This is a genomic window from Brevundimonas sp. (assembly GCF_046299595.1).
Taxonomy (GTDB): Bacteria; Pseudomonadota; Alphaproteobacteria; order Caulobacterales; family Caulobacteraceae; genus Brevundimonas.
Genome location: NZ_JBKBHQ010000001.1, coordinates 21,385 through 47,586, shown reverse-complemented (window position 1 = coordinate 47,586; position 26,202 = coordinate 21,385). Strand labels below are relative to the sequence as shown.

At 66.3% G+C, this 26,202-nt stretch carries 30 protein-coding genes and 2 tRNA genes; 8 read left to right on the top strand and 24 right to left on the bottom strand.

The window, feature by feature from the left end; translation table 11 throughout:
* Positions 1–65 precede the first annotated feature (65 nt).
* From ACK4E3_RS00270 to ACK4E3_RS00240, 7 genes are all read right to left on the bottom strand, one after another.
* Positions 66–260 (bottom strand): DUF3008 family protein, encoded by a 195-nt coding sequence (locus ACK4E3_RS00270; RefSeq protein WP_409694697.1) that lies wholly within the window; start codon positions 258–260, stop codon positions 66–68.
* A gap of 51 nt (positions 261–311) precedes the next feature.
* Positions 312–794 (bottom strand): GNAT family N-acetyltransferase, encoded by a 483-nt coding sequence (locus ACK4E3_RS00265; RefSeq protein ID WP_409694695.1) that lies wholly within the window; start codon positions 792–794, stop codon positions 312–314.
* Positions 791–1,948: an isovaleryl-CoA dehydrogenase gene (locus tag ACK4E3_RS00260; RefSeq protein ID WP_409694693.1), complete on the bottom strand. Its 1,158-nt coding sequence runs from the start codon at positions 1,946–1,948 to the stop codon at positions 791–793. The genes ACK4E3_RS00265 and ACK4E3_RS00260 overlap by 4 nt, the downstream gene beginning before the upstream one ends.
* 59 nt (positions 1,949–2,007) lie before the next feature.
* Positions 2,008–3,783, bottom strand: a complete 1,776-nt coding sequence (locus tag ACK4E3_RS00255) for a lysozyme (RefSeq protein ID WP_409694691.1) — start codon at positions 3,781–3,783, stop codon at positions 2,008–2,010.
* 135 nt (positions 3,784–3,918) lie between these two features.
* Entirely contained in the window at positions 3,919–5,322 is a 1,404-nt protein-coding gene (gene mgtE / locus ACK4E3_RS00250) for a magnesium transporter (protein ID WP_409694689.1), read from the bottom strand.
* A 68-nt stretch (positions 5,323–5,390) separates the two neighbouring features.
* A tRNA-Leu gene (locus tag ACK4E3_RS00245) sits at positions 5,391–5,477 on the bottom strand.
* 51 nt (positions 5,478–5,528) lie between these two features.
* Positions 5,529–5,780 (bottom strand): FliM/FliN family flagellar motor switch protein, encoded by a 252-nt coding sequence (locus ACK4E3_RS00240; RefSeq protein WP_409694687.1) that lies wholly within the window; start codon positions 5,778–5,780, stop codon positions 5,529–5,531.
* Between the two features lie 79 nt (positions 5,781–5,859).
* Here ACK4E3_RS00240 and lipB point away from each other — a divergent pair, with 79 nt between their 5' ends.
* Positions 5,860–6,627, top strand: a complete 768-nt coding sequence (gene lipB / locus ACK4E3_RS00235) for a lipoyl(octanoyl) transferase LipB (protein WP_409694685.1) — start codon at positions 5,860–5,862, stop codon at positions 6,625–6,627.
* Here lipB and ACK4E3_RS00230 read toward each other — a convergent pair.
* From ACK4E3_RS00230 to ACK4E3_RS00215, 4 genes are all read right to left on the bottom strand, one after another.
* Positions 6,606–7,136, bottom strand: coding sequence for a DUF805 domain-containing protein (locus ACK4E3_RS00230; RefSeq protein WP_409694683.1), 531 nt, complete (start codon positions 7,134–7,136; stop codon positions 6,606–6,608). The two genes, lipB and ACK4E3_RS00230, sit on opposite strands and share 22 nt — an antisense overlap.
* Before the next feature lie 106 nt (positions 7,137–7,242).
* A complete protein-coding gene (locus ACK4E3_RS00225; protein ID WP_409694681.1) occupies positions 7,243–7,656 on the bottom strand; it encodes a DUF805 domain-containing protein in 414 nt (137 codons plus the stop codon).
* A gap of 73 nt (positions 7,657–7,729) precedes the next feature.
* The gene (locus tag ACK4E3_RS00220) at positions 7,730–8,209 is read right to left on the bottom strand and encodes a DUF805 domain-containing protein (RefSeq protein WP_409694679.1); all 480 of its coding nucleotides are present in this window, start codon (positions 8,207–8,209) and stop codon (positions 7,730–7,732) included.
* 54 nt (positions 8,210–8,263) lie between these two features.
* Positions 8,264–10,237, bottom strand: a complete 1,974-nt coding sequence (locus ACK4E3_RS00215) for an acetyl-CoA carboxylase biotin carboxylase subunit (RefSeq protein WP_409694677.1) — start codon at positions 10,235–10,237, stop codon at positions 8,264–8,266.
* Positions 10,238–10,402: 165 nt separating this feature from the next.
* Here ACK4E3_RS00215 and ACK4E3_RS00210 point away from each other — a divergent pair, with 165 nt between their 5' ends.
* Positions 10,403–11,884 (top strand): hypothetical protein, encoded by a 1,482-nt coding sequence (locus ACK4E3_RS00210; protein ID WP_409694675.1) that lies wholly within the window; start codon positions 10,403–10,405, stop codon positions 11,882–11,884.
* A gap of 2 nt (positions 11,885–11,886) precedes the next feature.
* Positions 11,887–12,363 carry a peptide-methionine (R)-S-oxide reductase MsrB gene (gene msrB / locus ACK4E3_RS00205; RefSeq protein WP_409694673.1) on the top strand — a complete coding sequence of 159 codons (477 nt, stop codon included), beginning with the start codon at positions 11,887–11,889 and terminating at the stop codon, positions 12,361–12,363.
* A 90-nt stretch (positions 12,364–12,453) separates the two neighbouring features.
* Here msrB and ACK4E3_RS00200 read toward each other — a convergent pair whose 3' ends face one another.
* Positions 12,454–12,954: a hypothetical protein gene (locus tag ACK4E3_RS00200; RefSeq protein WP_409694671.1), complete on the bottom strand. Its 501-nt coding sequence runs from the start codon at positions 12,952–12,954 to the stop codon at positions 12,454–12,456.
* A 311-nt stretch (positions 12,955–13,265) separates the two neighbouring features.
* On the opposite strand from ACK4E3_RS00200, the gene ACK4E3_RS00195 reads away from it, so the two are divergent.
* Positions 13,266–13,886, top strand: a complete 621-nt coding sequence (locus tag ACK4E3_RS00195; protein WP_409694669.1) for a DUF938 domain-containing protein — start codon at positions 13,266–13,268, stop codon at positions 13,884–13,886.
* Positions 13,887–13,934: 48 nt separating this feature from the next.
* Positions 13,935–14,017: transfer RNA gene (locus ACK4E3_RS00190), tRNA-Leu, on the top strand.
* A 35-nt stretch (positions 14,018–14,052) separates the two neighbouring features.
* Here ACK4E3_RS00190 and ACK4E3_RS00185 read toward each other — a convergent pair.
* The 5 genes from ACK4E3_RS00185 to ACK4E3_RS00165 form a co-directional block, all read right to left on the bottom strand.
* Positions 14,053–14,919: a 50S ribosomal protein L11 methyltransferase gene (locus ACK4E3_RS00185; RefSeq protein ID WP_409694667.1), complete on the bottom strand. Its 867-nt coding sequence runs from the start codon at positions 14,917–14,919 to the stop codon at positions 14,053–14,055.
* A gap of 13 nt (positions 14,920–14,932) precedes the next feature.
* A complete protein-coding gene (locus ACK4E3_RS00180) occupies positions 14,933–15,406 on the bottom strand; it encodes a hypothetical protein (RefSeq protein ID WP_409694665.1) in 474 nt (157 codons plus the stop codon).
* A 356-nt stretch (positions 15,407–15,762) separates the two neighbouring features.
* Positions 15,763–15,972 carry a DUF3126 family protein gene (locus ACK4E3_RS00175; protein WP_409694663.1) on the bottom strand — a complete coding sequence of 70 codons (210 nt, stop codon included), beginning with the start codon at positions 15,970–15,972 and terminating at the stop codon, positions 15,763–15,765.
* 118 nt (positions 15,973–16,090) lie between these two features.
* Positions 16,091–16,927, bottom strand: a complete 837-nt coding sequence (gene cysE / locus ACK4E3_RS00170; RefSeq protein WP_409694661.1) for a serine O-acetyltransferase — start codon at positions 16,925–16,927, stop codon at positions 16,091–16,093.
* Positions 16,928–16,999: 72 nt separating this feature from the next.
* Entirely contained in the window at positions 17,000–17,665 is a 666-nt protein-coding gene (locus tag ACK4E3_RS00165) for an NUDIX domain-containing protein (protein ID WP_409694660.1), read from the bottom strand.
* Between the two features lie 26 nt (positions 17,666–17,691).
* Between ACK4E3_RS00165 and ACK4E3_RS00160 the strand changes: the two genes are divergently transcribed.
* Complete coding sequence (locus ACK4E3_RS00160; RefSeq protein ID WP_409694658.1) at positions 17,692–18,345, top strand: nitroreductase; 654 nt, start codon at positions 17,692–17,694, stop codon at positions 18,343–18,345.
* Here the strand turns inward: ACK4E3_RS00160 and ACK4E3_RS00155 are convergent.
* Positions 18,284–19,153, bottom strand: coding sequence for a DUF817 domain-containing protein (locus ACK4E3_RS00155; RefSeq protein WP_409694656.1), 870 nt, complete (start codon positions 19,151–19,153; stop codon positions 18,284–18,286). The two genes, ACK4E3_RS00160 and ACK4E3_RS00155, sit on opposite strands and share 62 nt — an antisense overlap.
* Positions 19,153–19,614, bottom strand: coding sequence for a preQ(1) synthase (queF, locus tag ACK4E3_RS00150; protein ID WP_409694654.1), 462 nt, complete (start codon positions 19,612–19,614; stop codon positions 19,153–19,155). The genes ACK4E3_RS00155 and queF overlap by 1 nt, the downstream gene beginning before the upstream one ends.
* Positions 19,615–19,713: 99 nt before the next feature.
* Here queF and ACK4E3_RS00145 point away from each other — a divergent pair, with 99 nt between their 5' ends.
* Both ACK4E3_RS00145 and ACK4E3_RS00140 read left to right on the top strand, forming a co-directional pair.
* A complete protein-coding gene (locus tag ACK4E3_RS00145) occupies positions 19,714–20,646 on the top strand; it encodes an NAD(P)H-dependent flavin oxidoreductase (protein WP_409694652.1) in 933 nt (310 codons plus the stop codon).
* Positions 20,647–20,685: 39 nt separating this feature from the next.
* A complete protein-coding gene (locus ACK4E3_RS00140; protein WP_409694650.1) occupies positions 20,686–21,384 on the top strand; it encodes a TorF family putative porin in 699 nt (232 codons plus the stop codon).
* Here ACK4E3_RS00140 and putP read toward each other — a convergent pair.
* From putP to ACK4E3_RS00115, 5 genes are all read right to left on the bottom strand, one after another.
* Entirely contained in the window at positions 21,381–22,880 is a 1,500-nt protein-coding gene (putP, locus tag ACK4E3_RS00135; protein ID WP_409694648.1) for a sodium/proline symporter PutP, read from the bottom strand. The two genes, ACK4E3_RS00140 and putP, sit on opposite strands and share 4 nt — an antisense overlap.
* 48 nt (positions 22,881–22,928) lie before the next feature.
* Positions 22,929–24,914: a beta-propeller domain-containing protein gene (locus ACK4E3_RS00130; RefSeq protein WP_409694646.1), complete on the bottom strand. Its 1,986-nt coding sequence runs from the start codon at positions 24,912–24,914 to the stop codon at positions 22,929–22,931.
* Positions 24,915–24,994: 80 nt separating this feature from the next.
* A complete protein-coding gene (locus ACK4E3_RS00125) occupies positions 24,995–25,309 on the bottom strand; it encodes a hemolysin (RefSeq protein WP_409694644.1) in 315 nt (104 codons plus the stop codon).
* Between the two features lie 16 nt (positions 25,310–25,325).
* On the bottom strand, positions 25,326–25,721 hold the full coding sequence (locus tag ACK4E3_RS00120) for a hypothetical protein (protein ID WP_409694642.1): 396 nt from the start codon (positions 25,719–25,721) through the stop codon (positions 25,326–25,328).
* Positions 25,718–26,200 (bottom strand): DNA polymerase III subunit chi, encoded by a 483-nt coding sequence (locus ACK4E3_RS00115; protein ID WP_409694640.1) that lies wholly within the window; start codon positions 26,198–26,200, stop codon positions 25,718–25,720. Before ACK4E3_RS00115 ends, ACK4E3_RS00120 begins: the two co-directional genes overlap by 4 nt.
* Positions 26,201–26,202: the final 2 nt, after the last annotated feature.

Sequence of the window (26,202 nt, the reverse complement as noted above, 5' to 3'; positions counted from 1 at the left end):
GGAGGTGAGCGTCCTGATGCAGATAGATGCTGACGCGGACGCGCGCTACTGAAAGCGGCGTAATGTCAGTCTTTGGACGCGCCGACGCGCTGCGGCTTGTCCTTGCGCGAGGTCGAGGCCAACTCGCGCAGCTGGCGCTCGCTCATGGACTCGGCCATTTCGCGCGACGCGCCCTTGAGCTTCGATTTTGGCGTGTCGCCGCGCTTGGCGCTGAGGGCGGCTCCGGCGGCTTTCTGCTGGGCGGCTGATTTTGCCGGCATGACTGAACTCCTTGTCATCTGGCAATCGCGCAGCGGTGCAAGAGTTCCCTTTCAGGCCAGGTCGCGCACCATATAGGCGGCGGAAGCGCCATAGGCCATGACCTTGTCGTGCAGGGCGGGCGGCAGCGCGCGCGCATCGCTCCAGCCATGGCGCAGCCAGAAATCACGTGCACCCTCCACCGCGATCAGCTCCGAGCGCTTCAGGGTCTGGGCCGCCGCCCCATGTTCGATCAGCTGGCGCGCCAGTCCGAGGCCGCGCGCCTCAGGCGCGACGCTGAGATCATGAATGTACCAGCAATCGCCCTGCGCCCTCTCCAGCACCGTGTCGGGCGCGGGCGGGCTTAGGCGCATCCAGGGATGACTGAGCAGATAGGCGAGAAGCTCGCCCTCGCGCTCCACCGCCCAACACCACTGCGGCGCCACGCGGATGCGGCTGGCAAAAGCCTCAGGGCCATCGTGAAGCGCTGGCGGATAGTTCCCGGCCTGCAACGCCAGGGCCGCAGGCAGGTCCGCCAGCGTCAGCGGACGGATCACGCTCCGAGCAGCTCGCGCCCGATCAGGAAGCGGCGGATCTCGTTGGTGCCCGCACCGATGTCATAGAGCTTGGCATCGCGCACCAGCCGCTCGACCGGCCACTCCTTGGTGTAGCCCGCGCCGCCAAGCGCCTGGACCGCCTCAAGCGTGACCTTCACCGCGTTCTCGGACGCCATCAGAATGGCACCGGCGGCATCGAAGCGCGTGGTCTGGCCGGCATCGCAGGCTCGCGCCACGGCATAGACATAGGCCCGCGCCGAGTTGAGCGCGACATACATGTCGGCAATCTTGCCCTGCATCAGCTGGAACGAGCCGATGGCCTTTCCGAACTGGCGGCGCTCTCGCACATAGGGCAGCACCACATCCATGGCCGCCTGCATGATGCCGATGGGACCGGCGGCCAGAACGGCGCGCTCATAGTCGAGGCCGCTCATGAGCACGGCAGCCCCCCTCCCCTCTCCGCCCAGGATGTTCTCCTCGGGCACCTCGCAGTCCTCGAACACCAGCTCGGCAGTGTCAGAGCCGCGCATCCCCATCTTGTCGAGCTTCTTCGAGACCGAGAAACCCTTCATGCCCTTCTCGATCAGGAAGGCGGTGACACCGCCGCTGCCCTCGCCGGTGCGCGCATAGACCACCAGGGTGTCGGCATGGGGCGCATTGGTGATCCAGAACTTCGTGCCGTTCAGCACGTAGCGGTCGCCCTTCCTGTCTGCCCGCGTGCGCATGGACATGACATCCGATCCCGAGCCCGCTTCGGACATGGCCAGAGAACCGACGTGCTCGCCGCTGATCAGCCTTGGCAGATAGGCCTGCTTCTGGGCCTCGGTGCCCCAGCGGCGAATCTGGTTCACGCAGAGGTTCGAGTGAGCACCGTAGGAAAGGCCGATGGACGCGGACGCCCGGCTGACCTCCTCCATGGCGATGACGTGCTCGAGGTAGCCGAGTCCGAGCCCGCCGTACTCCTCCTCGACAGTGATGCCGTGCAGGCCAAGCTCGCCCATCTCCGGCCAGAGCTCGCGGCGGAAGGTATTGGTCTCGTCGATCTCGGCGGCCAGCGGTGCCAGCCGGTCGGCGGCCCAGCGGGCCGTGGTTTCGCGAATGGCGTCAGCATTCTCGCCGAGGCCGAAGTCCATGTTGGGGGCGTGGTTGCTCATGGCCAGCGGGGTAGCATTCCGCCCGCGCCGCGCAAAGGGGGTGCGTCAGCAGAACCCCTTCAGGAATGGCCCTCTTCGGAAGGCCCGGCGGACGCATCATTGGCCTTCTGGCCCCAGCGCTTGAACAGGTTGTAGGCCGACACGCCCACACAGACCGCGCCAATGCCTGCCAGCAGCCAGGCGACGATGGCCGTCTCGTTGATGGCCCGGTTGCTCTCGCTGGATGCCGCAAGCTGGAAGCCGCCCATGGCTGCGGCAAAGGCCACCAGACCGACCGCCCCCATGCTCACGAAGGCACCCGCCTCGCTCAGGTCGAACAGGCTGCGCCTCTGCTCGGACTCCTCGTGGCGCAGCACGGGGCGCAGCGAGAGGGCATCGTCACTGTCCTCGAACAGGATCGGATGATCTGCGTCGGGCGCGTCCATGTGGGGCGGGCGTCCCGCCAGTCGGTCAGCACGCGCAGGCTCGACATCCGGCGGCGGGGTCAGCACCAGCACAGGCGCAGCCTCGTCCGCCCCGGCCGGTGCCTGAAGCGCTGTGTGAGAGGGCGCGGGCGCGTCCGGCGGCAAGACAGGCCCGGAAATCGTCTGGGGCTCATCCTCAACCGGGGCGTCGGGCCGGGAAAGCGCATCAGCAGCGGGGCCATCAGCCTGATCGTAGCGCGTCGGGAAATTCTCGAACTGCGGATCAGCCTGGGGCGTGAAGGCCACGACAACATTCTCGCCCGGATCGCCTTCATCAGATGTGCCCTGCAAGGCCTCGGCCTGAAGCCCCTCAAGCGTGTCTGCACTTGCCAGAGCCTCCCCGGCGGGCACGGCAGGCGGCTGTGGCGCAGCCGTGCCCGCATCAGCCGCAGCGGCGGGCTTGATCGGCAGGGCTCCGATCATGCCACCGGCATAGGGCGAATAGAGCCTCATGCTGACGGCGGCGCTCAGTTGGGTGCGCGCTCTGTGGTCGTCGGGTGCCGCATGCCCGCCAGGGGCACTGTTATCGCTAGCAGGAGTGACGGGCTCGGGAGCCACCTCGGGGTCAGGCTCGGTGTCCTTGCACTCAGACCGGCCCCCGGCCTCGTCCGAAAAAACGGGTGAGATCGCAGACTCATCCGATTGATCGGGCGCAATATCTTCTACAGACGCGTCCCCGTAATCAACTGTTGATTGGGCTGCCTGCGGCAAGGGAGACTCGCCCAGCAGTGCCGCCACGGCTTCCGCCTGAGCCGGGCTGAACGGCGCAGGCGGAGCAGGAACCTCGGCCAGAACCCGCGCCTCGGCCCCATCCAGCGGCGCGTGGGTGTGCACAACGGCGTCGGGCACGGCAGCGGAAGCCTCGGCATCCTCGCGCGGCGTCATCAGCGCTGTCGGCAGGGCCGTCGCACCGGCGGACACGCCTGACAGATAAAGCGCCTTCTCTGCGGCCCGCCTGCGGACCAGCACTGCCAGGGTGGCCGGATGCCCGGCGACCTCGCCCGAGCGCCAGGCATCAAGAGCACTGGCCGCCCGCTCGTGCGCACCTTCGTTGACGAGGCGCAACACCTCGGAACCGGCAAAGGCCTCAAGGCCGATGTTGTGGGCAAAACTGACCAGGGCGGCGAACTGAAGCTCGCTTACCTCGCGCGTCAGGAGGGATTCGACCTCGGCGATCACCGGCATCAGGTCGTAGATCAGCAGAAGCTCGGCCTCGCGCGCCGTGACCTCGATCCCCTCCCGGGTCGAGCGCGTGTGCCCATAGCCGATGGTCAGCCGCCCGTCAGGCAGGCGTGCGGGGCGAAGCCTCAGCCCCTCGAAGCTCTTGATGAGCTCCAGCCCCTCTCTGGCGATCATCTTGCGACCGGCCATGCTGTTGCGACCACTCCGGCAATTGTGGCAGGCAGAGGCCCTGCGTGCCGCTTGACCCATAATGAGACGGGCATACTCGCCCGCATGAAGGACGAGCAAGGGGCGGGCCAGCACACAACGACCGTAAGCCCTGCCTCAGAGCAGGATAAGCGTCGCCAGACCCAGAAATGTGAAGAAGCCGAACACGTCCGTCACCGTGGTCACGAACACGGGCGAGGCCACAGCGGGGTCACGCCCGAACCGGTCCAGCGTCAGCGGCACCAGCACGCCCGCCAGCGCGGCCAGGGTCAGATTGACGATCATGGCCATGCCGATCACCACCGCAAGCATGGGCACGCCAAACCAGAAACCCACCACAATCCCCAGCAGCACCGCAAAGCCCGTGCCGTTCAGAATGCCAACCATGACCTCGCGCATCACGATACGGGTGGCGTTGTTGCGGTTCAGCTCGCGCATGGCCAGAGAGCGTACGGCCACAGCCAGAGCCTGGGTGCCCGCATTGCCGCCCATGCTGGCCACGATTGGCATCAGCACCGCCAAGGCGACAAGGGTGGCGATCTGGTCCTCGAACAGCGAGATGACGGAAGCCGCCAGCAGGGCGGTGAACAGGTTCACCAGCAGCCACGGCGCTCGCGAGCGAACCACGCTAAGCACATTGGCATCGCGCCCCTGATCGGACACACCGGCCAGCGCCAGGATGTCCTCGCGGTTCTCCTCCTGGATGATGTTCACGATGTCATCGACGGTGATCTGTCCGACCAGCCGCCCGCCGGGGTCCACAACCGGTGCCGAGATCAGGTGATATTTCTCGAAGGCGTAGGCGACCTCCTCCTGATCGAGGTCCACGTCGATCTCGGTCACGGCCTCCATGATGTCGGTCAGGGCCACATCGCGGCGCGAGCGCAACAGGCGGCTGACCGGCACCGCGCCTACGGGGCGATAGCCGGGGTCGATCACATAGATGTCGAAGAAGAGCTCGGGCAGGTCTTCGCCCTGCTGGCGCAGGTGATCGATGGTGTCGCCGACATTCCAGAACTGCGGCGCGGCCATGACCTCGCGCTGCATCAGGCGCCCGGCAGTCTCCTCGCCATAGGAAAGCGAGCTTTCGATCGCGGCGCGTTCCTGCTCGGGCATGGCGTCGAGCACGATGCGGCGCTGATCGTCCTCGAGGTCTTCGACCACTGCAGCGGCGTCATCGGAATCCAGCTCCTGAAGCGCCTCGGCCAGACGCCCGGCCGGCACGCGCTCCAGCACTTCCTCGCGGATGCCGTCATCGAGCTCCGGCAGGGTCTCGGCCAATACGTCCGGCGGCAGCCACAGCACCACCATGGCGCGGTGCTCGGAGGTCAGAAAGCCCATCAGATCGGCCACGTCGGCCGGGTGCAGGTCTTCCAGCAGCTCTCGCAGATGCAGGCCATCGCCGCGGTCGGCCGCATCCACCACCTTCTCGACGAAGGCGGGGTTCAGCGCATAGTCATCATCGAGGTGATCGTCACGGTCATCCACCACGGCGGCGCTCTGGACATCAAGGCTGGTCAAGGTGCCTGCTCCTGCGCTCGCGGGTGACGCTTACGGCTTTGCCGATCCGTGATCCTCAGATTGAACAATGGTGCGGTCGAGAAGACTCGAACTTCCACTCCGGTTAGGGAACAGCGACCTCAACGCTGCGCGTCTACCAATTCCGCCACGACCGCACGTGATGGACGGCGGGGCATAGCGAGCCTGAACGCCGAATGCAAGGCGTATCACAGACCGCTGGCCATGTAATCGTAGACGTCGGCCTTGCGCGTGACGGTGATGGCGATGCGATCTTCGTTGATGCTGATTTCGCCGCGCGCCACGGGGTGGTTGTTGGCCAGAATCCAGACCTCATCGCTCTCGGATGCGTCCAGGGCGATCACGGCGCCGCGCCCCATACGCAGCAGCTGCTGCATGGGCACCACCGAGCGGCCGAGCACCACGGAAATCTCGACGTTGATCGCTTCGACCTGACTCAAGGGCACGACTGCCTCGACGCGTTATACTGTGACGCCCACCCCTTGGCGGGACCGGCCTGAAGCCTCACATTGGCGCGTCATGCTTGCCGAGCCGTTAAATACCGAAGCCGATTGCCCGCTTTCGCGCCTGAAGCGCGCCGATGGCCTGGCTGTGGAGTGGGTGATTTCGCCTGCGCCCGTCTCCTATCCCGAGGCCGTCGCCGAGATGGAAGCGCGCGTGGCCGCCATCCGTGCCGGAGACGCGCGCGAGCGGGTCTGGCTGCTGGAGCATCCCGCCCTCTACACCGCTGGGGTCAGCGCGCGCGACGACGACCTGCTCAGCCATGACCTGCCCGTGCATCGCACCGGTCGCGGCGGGCAGTTCACCTATCACGGGCCGGGCCAGAGGGTGGCCTATGTCATGCTGGATCTCGACCGGCGCGGACGCGACGTGCGCCAGTTCGTGCGCGGGCTGGAGCAATGGATCATCGGCGCGCTAGCCCACTTCAACATCGAGGGCGAGGTGCGAGACGGCCGTGTGGGGGTGTGGGTCGCGCGCTCCCTTCTGACCGAGGCCGGCAGCCGCGTGCAGCGCGAGGACAAGATCGCCGCCATCGGGGTCAAGGTGCGCCGCTGGGTCAGCTTCCACGGCATCAGCCTGAACGTCGAGCCGGACCTGTCGCACTTTGCGGGTATCGTGCCGTGCGGCATCCGCGAGCATGGCGTGACCAGCCTGGTCGATCTGGGCCTGCCCGTCGGGATGGACGATGCCGATGCGGCGCTTAAATCCAGCTTCGAGCAGGTGTTCGGGCCGGTGTCTGTCGCCGACTCGATTAACTGGGCTGATCAATCGGCTGGCGGTGCTTGATAGCTATATTCCGCCGTCGTTTCCGAGGGGCCGAACCGGTTTGCTTTGCGCTGTCCCGGCAGGAAGGCCTGAGTAATGAGCATCCACAAGGCAGCGCCCAGTATCACCACATTGGCCAGCCACACCGCCATGCCTTCAAGGCCGTAGGGAAAATCAGGGTCGGCAACTATCTGGCTCCAATTCGCAAGCTCATAAATTAGCAGCAGCACGAAGAGCCCTTGCGTCGCAAAGACCAGCCACCCCGAACCACCAAGATCATGCGCCCTGCGAACCGCCACTGCCACCATCCACCAGATGAAAGGTATCGAGAGCAGGTAGATCACCAACTGGCCCGTCGCTGTCGGCTCTGTAGTAAACCATCCAGCCTGCCACCCATTCATGAACCCGCGCAGGACAAGCGCCAGAATGGCGGAGAGCACACCGGCGACACCGGAGATGGCCCACCATTCGGAGCGGCGGGCCCTGCCCTTAAAGCTGAACAGCAAACCAAGAAGATGCCGATTTTGCATTTGTCGTTGCTCCCCCACTGACTCAGTGAGAAAAGCTCGATCACAGCCCCCAAGTCAACTCTCAGGGGCAAGGGAGACTTGCGACACCATAACGCGATCTGGGGTATCAGACTGAAGACAGCTCCGGCGCGACATAGGCCTCGTGCACCATGCGCGGATCGAGGCCATAGCGGTTGGGGCCGTTCGTGCCGGGCACGCTGGCCAGCATCAGCAGCACGATGATGTTCAGGCCAGGAATGATGCTCAGTGCTGCCCACCAGCCGCTCTGGTTCATGTCGTGCAGACGGCGCACGTTGAGGGCAAGCCCGGCGGCGACACCCGCCAGCACCAGCGCCCCGCTCATGATCGCCACGGCGCGCGCCAGATCGGAGAAAGCTGCGCTGGCCTCCCACGTCAGCACCAGCCGCCAGAGCAGCGCCATGGTCAGGGCAAAAGCCAGCAAGACAAGCCAGTAGCTGATGAAATGCTTGCGACGGAGCCGCCCGTCGAGACCGAAAAGAAACTGCACAACTGCAAACACCGCGGCACTCCTGACTGCACTTTCAGGAAATCAACGCGTTGGCGATCATAGGGTTCAGCCCGGTCCCTAACGCTCAGGGCGTCGGCGGGCCAAAGCGGTTGTGCCCGTCCTCGCCTCCCAGCATGAGCAGCTCGACGATCGCCCAGCCCAGAACGATGAAGCCCGCAAAGTCCCAGATCATCGCCGGCCAGGGCCACACCATGACGAAGGCCAGCAGCACCAGGCCCGCCCACCAGCCCGAGCGCCCGCGATCGTGCAGGCGTTTGGCCAGAAGGCACAGCCCCATGTAGCCGAGCGCGAGATAACCGATAAAGGCGATGGCACCGGGCAGGTATCCGTAAAGCGCCAGCGCCTCCAGGGCGAGAAATCCCGCCATCAGCACTCCGAGCCCCAGCCAGAATCGCAGCCGCCCCGTGCGCCCGGTCGAGGACAGCAAAAGCTCGGACCAGCCCACCACGCCGGGCACAGCCGCGTTCGTGCCCGCGCTCAAGCGGTCATCGGCCGCAAGGCCTTCGCCTTCGTTGCGGGTGCTGTCGGACTGGGGATGACTCACGCGGCTGGCCTCACTGAACGCGTCGCCCCGGACGTGAAGGGGGGCAATCCCGACTTACTCGAACTCGACCAGCACTTCGTCGGCGGGAACGCTGGCACCGGCTTCGACGTGCACGGCCTTGACCCGCCCGTCGCGCTCGGCGCGGATGATATTCTGCATTTTCATCGCTTCTATGACGAGAACCGTCTCGCCCGATTTCACCTCCTGGCCGGGCGCTACGCTGACCGAGACTATGAGCCCCGGCATGGGCGAGGCGATCAGCTTCGAGGTATCGGGGGCGACCTTTTCGGGCAGGCGGTCATAGAGGGCGGAGATGGCCGGGCGCATGACCCGCACGCGCGCCTTGGCCGCACGGTGGCGCACATCGAACCCGTCAGCAGCGCGCCGCACCTCTGCGGTGAACGCAACCCCGTCCAGCTCTGCTCGAAACAGCGGCCGACCGGGCGACCAGTCGATCTCGCTCAGCCTGGCCTCGCGCCCGTCCAGCACGACCCTAAAGACGTCGCCGACCTCCTCGATCCGGGCCGCGATCACCTGGCGGTCGAGCCGCACCGTCCACTCGTCGCGTGTCTGCGGACCGCCGGACTGCTCGCTCAGGACACCATGCATCCAGAGCGCCGCCATGGCGCTGGCGCGCACCTGAAAGTCCGTGGCGCTCTGGTGTCCGAAGCCGTCGGGATAGATGTCGGCAATATAGCGGGTGGACAGCTTGCCGGAGCGGAAAACAGGCTCGTCCATGACTGCGGCCAGGAACGGCACATTGTGGCCCACGCCCTCGAGATGGGTGTCCTCCAGCGCCCGCCCCATGGCGTCAATGGCACCTTCGCGCGTCGGCGCCCATGTGCACAGCTTGGCGATCATGGGGTCGTAGAACATGCTGATCTCGTCGCCCTCGCGAACGCCCGAGTCGTTGCGAACCAGATAGCCGCCGTGATCGCCCTCCTCGGGCTTCTCATAGCGTACCAGTCGCCCGATCGAGGGCAGAAAGCCGCGATAGGGATCCTCGGCATAGATGCGGCTCTCGATGGCCCAGCCGTTGATCTTCAGGTCCGCCTGTTTGAGCGACAGAGCCTCGCCCCAGGCCGAGCGGATCATCTGTTCCACCAGATCGACGCCCGTGATCAGCTCGGTGACGGGATGCTCCACCTGCAGGCGGGTGTTCATCTCGAGGAAATAGAACGAGCGGTCCTGCCCGGCCACGAACTCGACCGTGCCCGCCGAGTCGTAGTTCACGGCCCTGGCCAGCGCCACGGCCTGCGCGCCCATGGCCTCGCGGGTCTTTTCGTCGAGCAGGGGCGATGGCGCCTCCTCGATGACCTTCTGGTTGCGCCGCTGGATCGAGCACTCGCGCTCGAACAGGTGGATGATGTTGCCGTGCTTGTCGCCCAGCACCTGAATCTCGATGTGGCGCGGGTTCTCGATGAACTTCTCCAGGAACACCCGGTCGTCACCGAAGGCGGACTTCGCCTCGGCCTTCACCGCAGCAAAGCCCTCGGCCATGTCGGCATCGGAGTGGGCCACGCGAATGCCCTTGCCGCCGCCACCGGCCGATGCCTTGATCATCACCGGATAGCCGATGGTGCGCGCGATCTCGACGGCCTGCTCGGGACTGTCGATCAGGCCCATGTGGCCCGGCACGGTGCTGACGCCCGCCTCGGCCGCGAACTTCTTGGAGGTGATCTTGTCGCCCATGGCCTCGATGGCCTCGGGGTTGGGGCCGATGAAGGCGATCTTCTCGTCACGCAGCCGCCGGGCAAAGCCGGCATTCTCGGACAGGAAGCCAAAGCCGGGATGCACGGCCTCGGCACCGGTCTGTCGCACGGCCTCGATGATCCTGTCCGCAAGCAGATAGGACTGGGCAGCAGGAGCAGGTCCGATCAGGACCGCCTCGTCGGCCATCTCGACCGCCAGCGAGCCCGCGTCGGCCTCGGAATAGACCTGCACAGTCTGGATGCCCATGCGCCGACAGGTCTTGATGATGCGGACGGCGATCTCGCCTCGGTTGGCGATCAGTATCTTGGAGAACATGCTGGCTCCGGCCCGGCTCGTGCGTGAGCCGCATGATCTAGCGGCGCGCATTGGGCTTGGCAAACCGGGGGTGCATGGGCTTTAAGATGAGGCACCTTCGCAATCCGCGAACCCTCGCAAAGTCTGCCTCTTGCGACACACCCACGATTTTCAGGGAGCTGCCACATGAGCCTCCGCCTTGCCACCGCGCTTGCGCTCTCCACCGCCCTCACCGCCACCGCCACCGTGGCCCAGGACTGGCGCGGCCAGGCCGAGCAGGATCTGACGGCCATCCACGCGGCCCTGCGCGACAACCACCCCGCTGCGGTCATCGATCAGGACAGCAGCACCTTCCGCAGCTGGCTGGATGCCGGTCTGGCCGAGGCGCGCGAGAATCTGGGCCGGGTCAACTCGCCCAACGCCTTTGGCTACATACTGCGCGGCTATGCCGGGGGCTTCCGCGACGCCAACATTCAGGCCGGCCCGAGCTGGGAGGAGAGCGAGCCCTGGTTCGGCGTGGCCTGGCCCTCGTTCGCGACCCGCTGGGAGAATGGCGGCTATGTGGTGTCCTATGTGGCCCAAGGTGTGCGCAACGTGCCTCCGCTGGGCGCGCGCCTGATCGACTGCGACGGCACGCCTGCGGCCGAGATCGCCAACCGCCGCCTCGACCGCTATGAGGGCAACCTCCAGCTTGAGGCCGACCGCTACGCGACCGCGCCCTATCTTCTGTGGGACCGTGCCAACCCCATGGCCGGCAGCCTGCCCGCCCAGTGCAACTGGCAGGTCGGCAACCGCCGCCGCGCCTTCCCCATCACCGCCGTGCCCGCCAGCGCCCAGGAGCGCGAAGCCGCCTATCGCGCATCGGTGTTCGCGCCTCCCTCCACCACCCTTGCGGTGGAGCCCTGGAACGGTGGTCACTGGATCCGGGTCCACACCCTCGAGGCCGATGGCGCATGGGATGCTTTCTATGCCCAGATCGAGTCCATGAGCGAGGCCATCCGCGCGGGCTCTCATATCGTCATTGACCTGCGCGGCGTGTCGGCGGGCGATGTCAACTCGACCGCATTCGGCTATCGCCTCGCGAACCGCATCTGGGGGCCGGACTATTTCGTCTCGCGCCAGCCGGGCAGCGCCAACATCGGCTATCGCGTGAGCGCGGCCAACCGCCAGTGGTTCGCAGATGCCCTCGCGCGCATGGAGGCCGACCCCGCCTTCGTTCAGATGAATGCCGCCACCATCGAAGAAACCCGCGCCATCGTGGCCGCTTTCGACGAGGCCGCGGCTGCGGGGCAGCAGAGCTTCACCCGCGCCGGCCCGCCCGCGCTGCCCGATTCGGGTGAGCCCAACGCGGTGAGCGGACAGGTGATCGTTCTGACCGACGGGGCCTGCACCCAGGGCTGCCTCGACTTCGTGGACGCCCTGCTGCGTATGCCCAACACCCGCCACGCGGGCGGCGTCACGGGTGCGGACAGCATCTATATCGAGCCCACCGTGCTGACCCTGCCCTCCAATGCCGCGCGCCTCAGCTATGGTCACAAGGCATGGCTGGATCGCAGCCGCCGCAGCAACCAGCCCTACACCCCCGCCGAAGGGCTGCGCTTCAACGGCAACATGGCTGATGACGAGGCCGTGCGGGCCTTCGTGGCCGGCATTCTGGGTGCAGGCTGAGCATGACGCAGCGGGCGCTCTCGTCCTCCGGCTTCGATCTGACACCGCCTGACGAGACCGAGCGCGCCCGCCTCATTGCCTCGCTCGATGCCGAGGAGCGGCGCGTGCTGCTCAACCACGGCACCGAGGCACCCTTCTGCGGCGGGCTGCTGGGCGAGACGCGGGGCGGACATTACCTTTGCCGGATGTGCGGCCTGCCCCTGTTCGAGGCTGCGACCAAGTTCGAGAGCGGGACAGGCTGGCCCAGCTTCTACGCCCCCTTCGATCCCGGCCACATCCGCAGCGTGCGCGATGACAGTCACGGCATGGTCCGCATCGAGACCCGCTGCGCGCGCTGTGACAGCCATCAGGGACACGTCTTTCCCGATGGCCCGGCCCCCACCAGGCTGCGCTTCTGCATCAACTCGGTGTCGCTTCGGTTCGTAGCCGATGGCGATCCCCTGCCCGACCCGCTGGCGAGGGGCGACACGCTCGACTGAAGCGCCATCCGGCCCATGCAAAAGGCCCGGCGCATCACTGCACCGGGCCCTTGCCCCGCTCGCCCGACCGGGGATCGCCCCGCCTCGGGTTTATGCGGCCTGCCCGAGCGTGGACGCCACGAGGGCGAGCTGTTCGCGTGTCCTGACCGGTGTGATGTCCTCGCCGCCGATCACCGCCGCAGGCATATCCGCGACGCTCTCGACGCGTGCACCCATGACGCGGGCGGCGTCGGCGATGGCGCCTCCGAAGGCCAGGATCGGCACACCCTTGTCCAGCGCCGCCTTGACCAGGGCGTTGAACTCATCGTTGGCGGCCTCGTCGAGATCGGTGTCAGGCAGGACCAGTCCGGCAACGCTGCCGTTCTCGACATCGGCGACCTTGGCCGTCGCCATAACGGTCACGCCGTTGATGCTCAAGGTGGCGTCGCCCGTCGAAATCGGAGCGAGGGCCAGTCCCTGACCTTGCAGGACCGGCTCGATGTCCCCCAGCTCGCCGTAGGACATGGAGCGGCGCATGGCCAGGCCGAGGCGCGCACGCATGGGGACGCGCTGGAAACGACGGTTGCTCGAATTGGATCTTTGCGTGTTCAAGATATCTCCTTCAAATGTTGATCGGATCACGACCTCAGGGTCGCAACCGCAAAACAGTCGATCACAAGACTAATCGCGCCAGATAAAGAATTTTGACCCCCTCGATACGAGAGGGTCGCGCCAGTGCATCGATGACTGATTTTGGCAGTCTTTATATCATTACCGTGCGCTGAACTTCAACCGGGTAGCGTTATTTTGCGTGATCGGAACCAGCCGAGAGCCTCCGGGAAACCAGGCACAGCCCATGGCCTGGCACCTGGCTGACCCGCTGGTGGTTGACGCCGCGCCGACTGCACCTCGACAATCGGGCCATGACCTCCCAGGACACAGCTCGGGCCAGAACAGCGCCCGCCACGGCCCGAAACCGAGAGCACATTCTGGCCGTCCTGCGCAGCCACCTGCCCGCCAGCGCGCGCGTGCTGGAGATCGCCAGCGGCACGGGCGAGCACGCCATCGCCTTCGCCAGAGCGATGGCGCACTGGCAGTGGCAGCCCACCGATGCCGACCCCGACAATCTGGACAGCATTCGCGCCTGGGCATCCCGGCCGCCGGTGCCCGCCAACCTGCGCCCCGCCATGGCGCTGGATGTGACCTGCGCGGCGCACTGGCCCGATGCCCAGTTCGAGGCGATCGTGTGCATCAACATGGTCCATATCGCGCCGTGGGAGGCCACGCTGGCCCTGCTGGAGGGCGCAGCGGCGCGGCTGGTGCCGGGCGGCCTGCTCTATCTCTACGGGCCGTTTCGCGAGGCCGGTATGGAGCTGGCCGAAAGCAATCGCGCCTTCGATGAAAGCCTCAAGGCTCGTGATCCCCGCTGGGGTCTGCGCGAGCGCGAACAGGTCGCCTCCGTGGCGCGGAAGCATGGCCTGATCGAGACAGCCCGCATCGCCATGCCCGCCAACAACATCAGCCTGATCTATCGCAAGGTCTGATCGCTTGAGGCCGCCCCCACGGCGGGCTAAGAGGGCGGACTTCGCGCCGCGGCTATGGCGGAATTGGTAGACGCAGTAGGTTTAGGTCCTACCGGGCAACCGTGGGGGTTCGAGTCCCTCTAGCCGCACCACTCCTGGGCGGACCGTGTCGCTGTTACGGCCCGGCTCAACGCTTGCGCAGGACCAGTGCGCTCCACGCATCGTGGTGGATGCGCCGCTCAAGCACCATGCCCTTGTCGCGATAGGCCGCGATGATCCTGCGCTCCTGTGAGCGCAGCAGCCCGGACAGTATGGCGTAGCCGCCCGGCCGCAGCGCGCGGGTGATGTCGAGGCTGAGCGCGACCAGCGGCGGGGCGAGGATATTGGCGAACACCAGATCGTAGGGGGCGTGCGCCCGGATATTCGGATCAGTCAGGCCCGAGGCGTGAAAGAACCGGGCATGAGCACGGTTCAGGCGCGCGTTCTCGTTCGATATGCGCACCGAGGGCGCATCGATGTCGGTGCCCACGGCGATGCGGCTGCCCGTGCGGGCGGCGGCGATGGCGAGCACGCCGGTGCCTGCGCCGACATCCAGCACGCGATCGAATCGGTGCCGCTTCAGCAGTTCGTCGAACGCCTCGAGGCAGCCGATGGTGGTGCCGTGGTGACCGGTGCCGAAAGCCGCGCCCGCATCGATGCAGAGGTCCACGACATGGCTCGGCACCCGGCCCTGATCGTGGCGTCCATAGACGAAGAAGCGACCGGCGCGCACCGGCGGCAGGCCCGACAGCGACATGGCCAGCCAGTCGGCATCGGCCAGCTTTTCGACCCGCACCCGCAGCGCCTCATGCGCACTCAGACGCTCGACGATCAGATCCGCCTCGGCCTGGCTGGTGGGAAAGGCATCGATGCGCCAGATGCCCCGGTCCTCGTCCTCCTCGAGGATGGAATAGGTCGCGCCCTCGACCAGCGGGTCGTTGTCCAGTGCCGCAGCGGCGGCCTCGGCGACGGCACGCGCCCCGTGGGCAATAATTTGAACTGCGGACTCGGACATTTCTGAAACGCCGTTATGCTGTCGAATCGGAACCGGGCTTGAGGGCCTTGCGTTCAGGGAATCCAACCGAAGGGGTCGGGGAGATCATGGCCAAGAGTCCGTCTACGTCGAACACTGCGTCCGCGTCCAAGCCTAAAACCGCCGCAGCCAAAAAACCTGCAGCAGCCAAGAAGCCCGCTGCCGCCAAGTCCACTGCCGCCAGCAAGCCTGCCGCTGCTAAGGCGTCGGCACCGGCCGGGGCTGCTGCGCCCAAGACCGCTGCTGCCAGAAAGCCCGTGAGCGCTGCCAAACCGGCCGCGAGCAAGACGGCCGCCAGCAAGACGGCTGCCAGCAAGACTGGGGCACCGAAGGCGGCTGCCGCCAAGGCCCCTGCAACCAAAACCGCTGCGAAGGCATCGGCACCGGCCAAATCTGCTGCACCCAAATCCGCTGCTGCCAGGAAGCCCGCCGCGCCCAAGTCTGCGGCCCCGAAAACGGCGGCTTCCAAGCCCGCTGCGCCCAAACCTGCCGCTGCCAAGCCTGCCGCTCCCAAGCCTGCAACCACGCCTGTGGCGCCTCCTAAGGCCCAGCCTGCCGCCTCGGCCGCGCATTCCACCGCTGCTGGCGCGTCGTCGCCCCCTTCATCTGCCGCGAGGCCGGCCGAGAAGAAGAAGGGCTTTTTTGCCTGGCTGTTCGGGCGCTGAGCCCCGGCCCGGCGGCTCCCGGCCATACCGGACGGACAACCGAACGGACAACCGAACGGACAATGGGGCGGCACCTCGGGTGCCGCCCCTTTTCCGTGAAATCCTGCATCGAACTGTCAGACGGCGCGCATGGCACTCAGGCCCGCACCGTCAGCTCGCCTCAGGCCTCAAGGTCTTCGGCCAGGATCGCCATCTGGAAGGTGAAGGAGCCGTCGTCGTCCTCGTCCTTGTAGACCACGCCGATGAACTCGTCGTCCACATAGACCTCGGCGGAGTCGTTCTGCTTGGGGCGGGCCTTGAGCTTGATGCCGCCGGTGTTGAAGGTGCGCTTGAGGTGCGCCTCGATGCGCCGGATATCGGTCTCGTTCACGGGGGCCTCCTCGGATCGGCTGACAGCTTTTTCGCGCGCGGCGAGCTTGGTTCGCGCACCGCGACAGGGGCCGGACCCTAGAGGCTTCGCATCCAAAGGGGAAGGCGCGCGGCCCGTCCTAGATCACGAAATCATACACCACTTCGGCAAGGGTGTGATCCATGGTGCGCGCCGGTGCCTCGCCCGCAGGACAGTTGACCAGCCGCGCAGGCACGCCCGCGACGGTGCAGCGCGCAGGCACAGGCTTGAGCACTACCGAGCCGGAAGCGACCTTGGCCTCGTCACCTACGGTGATGTTGCCCAGCACCTTGGCCCCGGCTCCCAGCAGCACGCCGTTGCCGATCTTGGGATGGCGGTCGCCGCGCTCGGCACCCGTTCCGCCCAGCGTCACGGCATGAAGCATGGAGACGTCATCGCCCACCACCGCCGTCTCTCCGATGACGATGCCCGTGCCGTGGTCGAAGAACAGCCCCCGGCCAAGGCGCGCAGCGGGGTGGATGTCCACCTGGAACAGCTCGGACACCCGGCTCTGGAAGTGAAAGGCGAGCACCTCGCGCCCCTCGCGCCACAGCCAGTGCGCGACGCGGTGCGCCTGCAAGGCCTGATAGCCCTTGAAGTAGAGGAACGGTTGAAGCGGCCCCTTGGAGGCGGGATCACGCTCGAGCACCGCCTCGAGGTCGGCCATGGCCGCAGACACGATCGCGGGATCGGCTGCGACGGCTTCCTCGCAGACCTCGCGCACGCTCATGGCCGGAAGGTCCGTGTCGCCCAGCTTGCGCGCGATCTGGACGCACAGGGCTCCGGCGAAATCCTTGCGCGACAGGATGGCGGCATCCAGATGGGAGGCCAGACGCGGCTCGGCCCGTGCGGTCGCTTCTGCGGCCGCGCGCAGCGCCTCCCACCCCCCCGGCGAGGTGCCCACGAGCTTCAGATCGGGTTTGGCAGCAGCCGACATGGATCAAGCCTCCCTGGCCTGTTTGCGCGTCAGTCTATCACAGTCATCAGGCAGAGCTCGCCTGCACACGGCTCACCTCAGCATCGCCCTGGCCAGCGGGCCGGGCAGGTCACCCTCCACTGCCATCTGGTAGGCGCGCAGCACCGTTGCAACCGTGATGGCATCGCGCACCTGATGACGGGCGATGGCACCAAGCACCTCGCGGAAGGGCACATCGGCACTGACGAGGGCCTCGGTCTGGTCGGGATCGGCGGCATCGGCGGGCGCAAGGCCCCAGGCAATCCAGCTGATCGCCTGCTCGTCCGTGACCGAATTGGAAGTCTCGAGGCGCAGCACCTCGCGCCAGTGCCCGGCCTTCAATCCCGTCTCCTCGGCCAGCTCGCGCTTGATGCCCATCAGAGGTGCCTCGCCTGCCTCGACCCCGCCTTCGGGTATCTCCCATACGAAGTTCATCAGCGGAAAGCGGTGCTGGCCCACAAACCGGACCTTGCCATCGTCGTGGATCGGCAACACCCCCACCGCCAGCTTGGTGGGGCGCATTACCCCGTAGAGCGCGCCGTGGCCCGTCGGTGCCACCGCTTCATGCTCGTCGAGCACCAGCCAGTCATTGCCATAGACGCGCCGCCGCCCGCCATCGCGCCACGGCGGAGGCAGTGACAGGCCCTGCTGCCATGGCGGCGCGCTGAAATCAGCCTGGTCCTTGCGGCGTGCGGCACCCTCGCGGCTCTCTTGGGTCATGGAGAAGGCTTCTCTATCTATGGTGCATGACATTGCCACAGCCCGCCCTCGGCACGCCACTGCCCCTGCCCCTCCGCAACGAGGCGGTGATCGATCACTTGCGCCAGCGCCGCTCTCATCCCGCCCAGGCCCTCGCTGCGCCCGGGCCTGATCGCGCCGACCTCGAGGCGATCATCGCCCTTGGCCTGCGCACCCCCGACCACGGCAAGCTGGCCCCCTGGCGCATCGTGGTCATGGACCGCCAGACGCGGCTCGGAATCGCCGGGCGGCTGGAACCGCTCGCCGCGCGCCAGCCCGATCCAGCAAAGGCCCTGGCCGTGCTGAGGAAACTGACCGCCTCGCCCGTCACCCTGATGGTGTTGAGCACGCCTGTTCGCGAGCACAAAGTGCCGGAGTGGGAGCAGGCCCTGTCGGCAGGTGCCCTGTGCATGAACCTGTCGCACGCGGCGCTGGCCCATGGCTATGGCGTAAGCTGGATCACCGACTGGTACAGCTATGATGCCGATGCCCTAGCGATTCTAGGTGTCAGCGAAGGCGAAAGCATCGCGGGCTTCATTCACATCGGCACGGCCACCGAGCCCGCACTGGAGCGCGCGAGGCCCGAGGCGCACGCACACGTCACCTGGCTGTCTCAGGCTCCGGCATCGGACGATGGACGATCGACACCAGAACCACGCTGATGATCATGAGCAGGAACCAGCTTCCCAGCTTGTGCAGCGACACCGGCCGCCAGCCCTGCACCTGTTCGGGATAGACCCAGGCGTTGGCAAGGGTGCCCAGGTTCTCGGCGAACCAGATGAACAGCGCCACCAGCAGGAAGCCCAACAGCAGCGGCATGGCTCGGCGCGCCCTGTTGGCTGTGAAGTAGAACCAGCCCCGCCCGAACAGCAGAAGGGTCGCGGCGAACAGGGCAACGCGCACATCGGGCAGCCAGTGATGGGCAAAGAAGTTGACATAGATCGCCGCCGCCAGCACCCAGGTGCTCCAAAGGGGCGGATAGTGCCTGACCCGGATGTGGAAGATGCGCTGCACGCGCGCGATGTAGCTGCCCACAGCCGCATACATGAAGCCCGAGAACAGAGGCACCGCGCCGAGGCGCAGCACGCTGTCCTCAGGATAGATCCACGATCCGTGATAGGTCTTGAACAGCTCCATCACCGTGCCAGCGACGTGGAACAGCAGGATCACACGCGCCTCTGACAGGCTCTCCAGCCGCAGGGCCAGCATGGCGATCTGGATGAGCAGCGCGCCGATGAACAGGAAGTCGTAACGCGCCAGCCACGCCTCGTCCGGCCACAGCAGGTGGGTTGCAAGCAGCAGGGCCAGCATGGCGCCGCCAAACAGACAGGCCCAGGCCTGTTTGATGCCGAACATCAGGAACTCGAATGCCGCGCGCCCTAGCCTGGTGCCCGCGCAGCTCCGCTCCAACTGCTCCAGCCAGCGACGACCCTGCACTTCGAGGGGGAGGCCGCCCTGCCTCCCGGTCATCAGCCGCGTCCGCGATAGGGGGCGACGCCCGTATCAGGAACCCACAGCCCTTCGGGCACCGGTGCGCTCTGCCAGAAGACATCGATGGGTATGCCGCCGCGCGGGTACCAGTATCCGGCGATGCGCAGCCAGCGCGGCGCCAGAGTCTCCACCAGACGCTTGCCGACATAGATCGTGCAGTCCTCGTGGAACGCGCCGTGATTGCGGAACGCCTGGGTGAACAGCTTGAAGGACTTGGACTCCACCAGCCACTGATCAGGGCAGTAGTCCACGACCAGATGCGCGAAATCCGGCTGGCCGGTCACGGGGCACAGAGAGGTGAACTCGGGCACCACGAAGCGTGCCACATAGTTCGTGTCGGGATGGGGGTTCGGCACCTTCTCCAGCGAGGCGGCCTCGGGGTTTTCGAAACCGGCGCTGGGGCGACCGAGCTGGGTCAGTGAGGACGTGTCCGTGGTCATGTCTGCCCGCATAGACCGACGCCGCATTCATGGCTAGGCCAAGGGCGAAAGCCTCGCTATGCATAGTCAAAGAAAACCCTGCTCAGGAGACGATGCTTCATGGCCATTCCCGCACAGCTTCAGAACGGCCTGCGCCTGCCGGTGATTGCCGCCCCCATGTTTCTCGTCTCGGGGCCCGATCTGGTGATCGAGAGTTGCAACGCCGGTATCATCGGCACCTTTCCGTCCCTGAACCAGCGCACGACCGAGGGCTATGCCCAGTGGCTTGAAGACATCAAGTCGCGCCTCAAGCCCGATGCCGCCGCATTCGGCGTCAATCACATCGTCCACCCGACCAACACGCGCCTGATGGCCGACATGATGGTCTCAGTCGAGCACAAGGTGCCGCTGATCATTACCTCGCTGGGCGCGGTGCGCGAGGTGGTCGACGCCGTGCACGGTTACGGCGGCGTGGTGTTCCACGACATCGCCAATGTCCGCCACGCGCGCAAGGCGGCCGAGGCTGGCGTCGATGGCCTGATCATGGTGGCCAACGGCGCGGGCGGCCACGCGGGCGTGGTTCATCCCTTTGCGCTGATCGAGGAAGTGCGGCGCTTCTTCGACGGCACTCTGATCCTGTCGGGCTGCATCTCCACGGGGCGCGACGTGGCCGCCACGCGGATGCTGGGCGCGGACTTCGCCTACATGGGCACGCGCTTCATCGCCACGAGCGAGAGCGCGGCTCAGCCCGAATACAAGCAGATGATCGTCGAGGCCGGCTCCATGGACATCACCTACACCCCTGCGGTGTCCGGCATACCGGCCAACTTCCTCACCGCCTCGCTGCTGGCCAACGGGATCGATCCCAAGACCCTGCCTGAGCACAAGCTGGACATGGGTGAGGAAGCCAAGGCCTGGAAGACGGTCTGGTCTGCCGGTCAGGGCGCCGGTGCGGTCGCCGACGTGCCGGGCACCGCGCAACTGGTCGAGCGTCTGCGCGAGGAATACCGCGAGGCCGTGGACGCATTTGTCAGTTCACAGAGCTTCGTGTAGGAGCCTGCCAACTTTTCCGGTCTCGAAGGTTCTGCCGCCATGTCGATCATCCGCGCCCTCATCTGCGCTGCCCCCTTGCTCGCCCTCGCCCTGCCCGCCACCGCCCTGGCCCAGCCAGCCGGCGGTCAGTGGTCCGGCGCCATCGAGATCGCCAGCGACAATCGCTCCAAGGGCGTGAGCAAGAGCAATGGCCAGCCCTTTGTCAGCGGCCTGATCGAGTGGGAGAGCGCCAGCGGTAGCTGGTTCATCCAGGGCGAGGTCGAGACCGTGGATCGCGGCGCGGGCGGCGACATCGAGATCGGCACCATGATCGGCATCCGCCCCCAGATCGCGGGCTTCGACATGACCTTTGCCATCGAGCACGAGCAGATGCTGCGCGGCCTGCCCGGCGGGCGCGACAGCCAGTGGCAGGTGATCGCGCGGGCGCGTCGCGGCATCGGACCGGCTACGGCAACCGTGCGTCTTGAACACACGCCCCGCAGCATTACCAACGGCGGTCACAGCACCTGGGCCGAGGCGGAAGTCGGCTGGGCCGTCTCGCCCCGGACGGAGGTTTCCGCGGCCATTGGCAGGCGCGAACAGGAGCTGGGCGCCGACTACACGGCCTGGAACGCGGGCGTGACCTTTGCGCTGACACGCACCATCGACCTCGACGTGCGCTACTACGACAACAGCGAGCGCGATCTCGGCCGGGCGTATGAGCGCAGGCTGGTGGCCGGCTTTGCGGTGTTCTTCTAGGCCCGCTCGCCCTTCAGGATCGCCTGGACCTGATCGAAGGTGACTCGCACGGACTCGGGCGGCTCGCGGCCCATCAGGCTGACGATCACGATGGCCAGGGCGCTGGCGATGAAGCCGGGAATGATCTCGTAGATCACACTCGACAGCGTGGCACCGTCTTCCAGCACCGGCGCATAGATCCAGAACAGCACCACCACCGCACCGGTGATCATGCCCGCCAGAGCGCCGTTTCGCGTCATGCGCCGCCACATCAGGCTCAGTATGACGAGCGGGCCGAAGGCGGCACCAAAGCCCGCCCAGGCATTGGCGACGAGGCCCAGCACATTGTTTTCGGGGTTCCATGCCAGGGCGATGGCCACCAGCGCTACGGCCACGACCGACAGGCGCCCGATCATGACCAGCTCGCCCTGCCCCGCCTGCCTGCGCAGGAACAAGGCGTAGAAGTCCTCGGTCAGCGAGCTGGACGAGACCAGAAGCTGGCTTGAGATGGTGCTCATCACCGCCGCCAGGATCGCCGCCAGCAGGAAGCCGGTCACATAGGGATTGAACAGCACGTCCGAGAGGATGATGAAGATGGTCTCGGGATCGCTGACCTCAAGGTTGTTGGTGGTGGCGTAGGCGAGGCCCACGAGGCCCGTGGCCAGCGCACCGATCAGGGTGACGGCCATCCAGCTCATGCCGATGTTGCGCGCGGCGGGCACGTCCCTGAGCGATCGGATGGCCATGAAGCGCACGATGATGTGGGGCTGGCCGAAATAGCCCAATCCCCATGCCATGGCGGAAATGACGCCCACCACCGTGACCCCGGTCGTCAGGGTCAGCAGGTCCGGGTTGATCTCGGCCAGAGTGGCCGCGGTCGGCCCGATGCCGCCCAGGCTGGTCAATGCCACCGCAGGCACCACGATCAGGGCCACGAACATGATGATGCCCTGCACGAAGTCGGTCAGGCTGACCGCCATGAAGCCGCCGATCATGGTGTAGGCGACCACAACGGCCGCCGTGATCCACAGGCCCCAGGTGTAATCCAGCGTGAACGCCGTCTCGAACAGCTTGCCGCCCGCCACCAGTCCGCTGGAGGTGTAGAGTGTGAAGAAGATCACGATCACCACAGACGAAATCACCCGTAGCAGGCGCGAGGTGTCGGCAAAACGCTTGTCGAAATAGTCAGGGATGGTGATGGCGTTGCTGGCCAGTTCGGTGTGCACGCGCAGGCGCGGTGCCACAATCAGGTAGTTGGCCAGCGCCCCGATGAACAGGCCGATGGCGATCCAGGCATCCGAAAGGCCCGAGACATAGAGCGCGCCGGGCAGGCCCAGCAGCATCCAGCCGCTCATGTCCGAGGCCCCCGCCGACAGCGATGTCACCGCCGGGCCGAGCCTGCGACCGCCCAGCATGTAGCCGCTGACGTCCGAGGTGGACTTGCGCCACGCATAAAGGCCGATGCCAAGCATCAGGGCGAAATAGGCTGCCAGTGCAATGACCGTTCCGGTTTCCATGATTTCCCCCTGGACGGCCCGCCTCTCGCGCCCGGCCCGACTCTCAGCCTACTGACTTGCGACGGGCTTTGCCACCGGGCCGATGGCAGGCGCGAAATTGACCCGGCCCACCTCCCTGATGCCCCCGGCGCTGGCCGTGCCCTCGATCAGCTCATAGCCCATCAGGGCAAAGATGCGCTCGCCAAGGAAGATCGGCCGGGCATTGCCATACCAGTCGACGCAACTGGCCACGCAGGCGTCGGCGGGGCGTCCACCGCGGCTGGCAGACAGGCGCCCCAACTCGGACAGTTCGCGATTCTGACGCCGCAGGAACAGCATGTCCGCCGAGCCGAGGCCAAGCCGGTTCTCCGCACCGGGCTGGCCCCGCACCATGACCGGCAGGCCGATAATGCCACTTTCCGCCTCGCGGGCATCCCGGTCGGGACGGTAGAAGAAGGCGTGGCTTCGGCTCTCGCCCTCGCGCGCATCGGGCTCGACATACTGACTGGCAAGGCGCGGTGCGCTGCGGCTGGACAGGTCCACCGTGTCGAAAACCACGCGCCCGACTCCGCTGACGACGATGGCGTCGAGGCCAAGCTGATCGACGCGGGTGATTCGCTCTGTGTAAGGGAAATGGACGGGCTCGCCCCCAGAGACCGGCACGGCGGTCAGCTCATAGCCGTTGCCGCCCTCGCTCGCCGTGAAACTGGCGGCATAGAGCAGCCAGCCGTTGACAAAGCGCGGGTCCGAAAAGTTGCCATTTCGACGCGAGGGCAGCACCTGATAGTCCTCGAACACGGGCATGGCCGAGCCATCTCCGAAGCGGCTCATGGGCAGACGCAGCAGAGCTGGCGTGCCCCTAGCGAACTCCGATGCCCACATGCCGCTGCCGTGGCCCTGGGATGTCACGAAAACATCTAGGCGCCCGGCCTCGGCGTTGGGACTGAACGAGAACTGGTTGATCGTGCTGCCGCGCACCCGTGCCGCCAGCGGCTCGCCAGCGTCAAAAGGTATGCGGTAAAGAAAGGCGCTGGACTCCTCGATGGGCGTGCCGCGCGTAACCCCCGTCCAGACATAGACCGCGTTCTGGGACACGAAGAAATCCCGGCTGTTGGTGCCCAGCACCACGGTGGAGTCGCAGGTCATGCTGGGCGCAGTCAGGTCACAGCGCATCACCGTGTGCAGGACCGGATAAAAGCTCGAGGGATCTTCCATCAACGGCGTCGGCGCAAAGATGCGGCTGGGGCGCACGATGGTCTGGAAGTCGGGGCGCTCGCGGCCTGTCTGCCAGCGGCTCATGGCCGGCAGCGTATTGTTGCGCCCGCGCAGCTCGAGCGGCGCATAGACGATCAGGCGATTGCCCACGAGGCGCGTGGCGTAGTTCTCGCTGGAATAATAATCGTTCGAGCGCAGGTGATAGGCGTCGATGAAGGTGAAGCGCCCGTCCCGCGACAGGCGGAAACGGTTCACCTCGGTGCCTCCGCGCCGATAGCTGAAGCCGATCACCGCCACCATGTCGCCCGAGATCAGCATCTCGTCGTACCAGTCGTTGCGGGCATTGACGCCGGGCGGATAGGCCTCGATCGAGTCTATCGCACTCAGCGTCCCGCCCCGCGTCGAGACACTGAACAGCCGCCCGCGGCGCAGGATGATCAGATAGTCGCCGCTGACCTTGACGATGCCGCCTTCGTCCACGCCCTCGATCTGGTTGTTGGTGATGTTCGGGTTGTCGGGGGCAGAGGGCGTGACGCGGCTGCTGGTCACGACGACCTGGCCTGACGGCGCGGCGGAAGGCGCACTGGCCGTGGGCGGCGGCGGAGGTGGCGGCGGTGCCGGAGGCGGAGGTGCGTAGGCGTTGTCCAGCGCTTCTTCGCTGTAGTCCTCGTCCTCGTCGTCCTCGAGCTCAAGGAAAGCCCACAGCGCGTCCTCCGACGCAAAGCTGGGCATCACGCCCTGAGACTGGGATCCTCGCGAAGACGGCTGCGCGACGACAGGGGCAGACCCCATGGCCGCGATCACGAAAGCGACGACGAACTTTTCCAGCAGGCGCTGCATGCCCTTCCCTCCCTCAAGACCACCGAACAGCATTCAGCGAAATGAGGCGCTGGCAAGGCGAAACAGGCCGCCCGTAAGGATCAGCCGCAGCGCACCTGCTCGATGATGCCGGTGCGCTCGTTGTAGAAGATGTTCATCCGGTCGCCGCGATAGTCCATGGTGACGGGACACGTGGTGCACGCGACGCGCCAGTTCGCTCCGGCAGGCGTCTGGGGAATTTCACTGCGGTTGCGACCCACCAGATACTGGTAGCGATCGGCATGGCAGACCGGCTCGGAGGGCGGTCCGTTCATTATCGGCTCATCCTCCGGCAGGGGTGCGCAGGCCGCGAAACCGAGGGTGGCTGCGCCCATGAGGCTCATGAACAGCGGCGCTTTGAGGCGTTGGGCGATCATGCTTGGTCCTTTCGCGTCAGCCACAGCGAACGTCCTGAACGATGCCGGTGGACTGGTCATAGAAGATGTTGAGACGATAGGGCGAGAAGTCCCGCGTGACCGGACACGTGGTGCAGGTCACACGGCGTGTAACGACCTCGACAGGCACGGGGATTTCGCTTCGCGGCTGGCCGATCAGCCAGCGAAGCTCGGACGCACGGCACAGGTCGGGATTGCTGGGCATGCGCGAGCCCACCGGCTGGTTCTCGGCCGCTTCCTCGATGACCTGAGGCGCAGGGAGATTCGCGGCAGAATAATTCACGCCCGGCGTGCGCGGTGCCGACGCAGGGCCACCACAGGCGGCCAGGGTCATTGCCGCAAGGGCCGTCAGGGCGATGATCCGAAGTTGCGCGCGCGCTGTGCTGCTGGTCATGCCGTCTTTTCCCATCGTCCGCTCTGCGACTGCTTCCAGTAGGCGATATGGCCGTGTGCCTCGCGAAGATGGCGCCACAGAGACCGCGCCCATTCCAGCTCGGAGTCGATCCGGCCGTCAAACAGAACGAACGTGCGGGCAAAGGGTGCCATATCCGGCAGATTGGCACCGCCCAGGATGAACAGAGCCTGAGCATCGTTGGCGTTATCGCCACCGTGTGTCAGCAGGACCGGCTGGAGCGCATCGTGCGGCCCTCCGGCGAGGCCGTGGGCGAGGAAGCTTTCCGGCCGCGACGACCACAGGGCGTGGCTGAGCGCATCAAGATCGACCCGCTCGCCCGCGCTGACCAGCGAGCGCCAGCCCTGTGCCGCACAGCGGGCCAGAAGCTCGGGCAGGATCTGCTCCACGCCCGAGCGTTCCAGATGATAGAACCAGACCTCGCCGCCGCTGGCCTCACGCCTGTCCGGCTCGCTGCTCACGA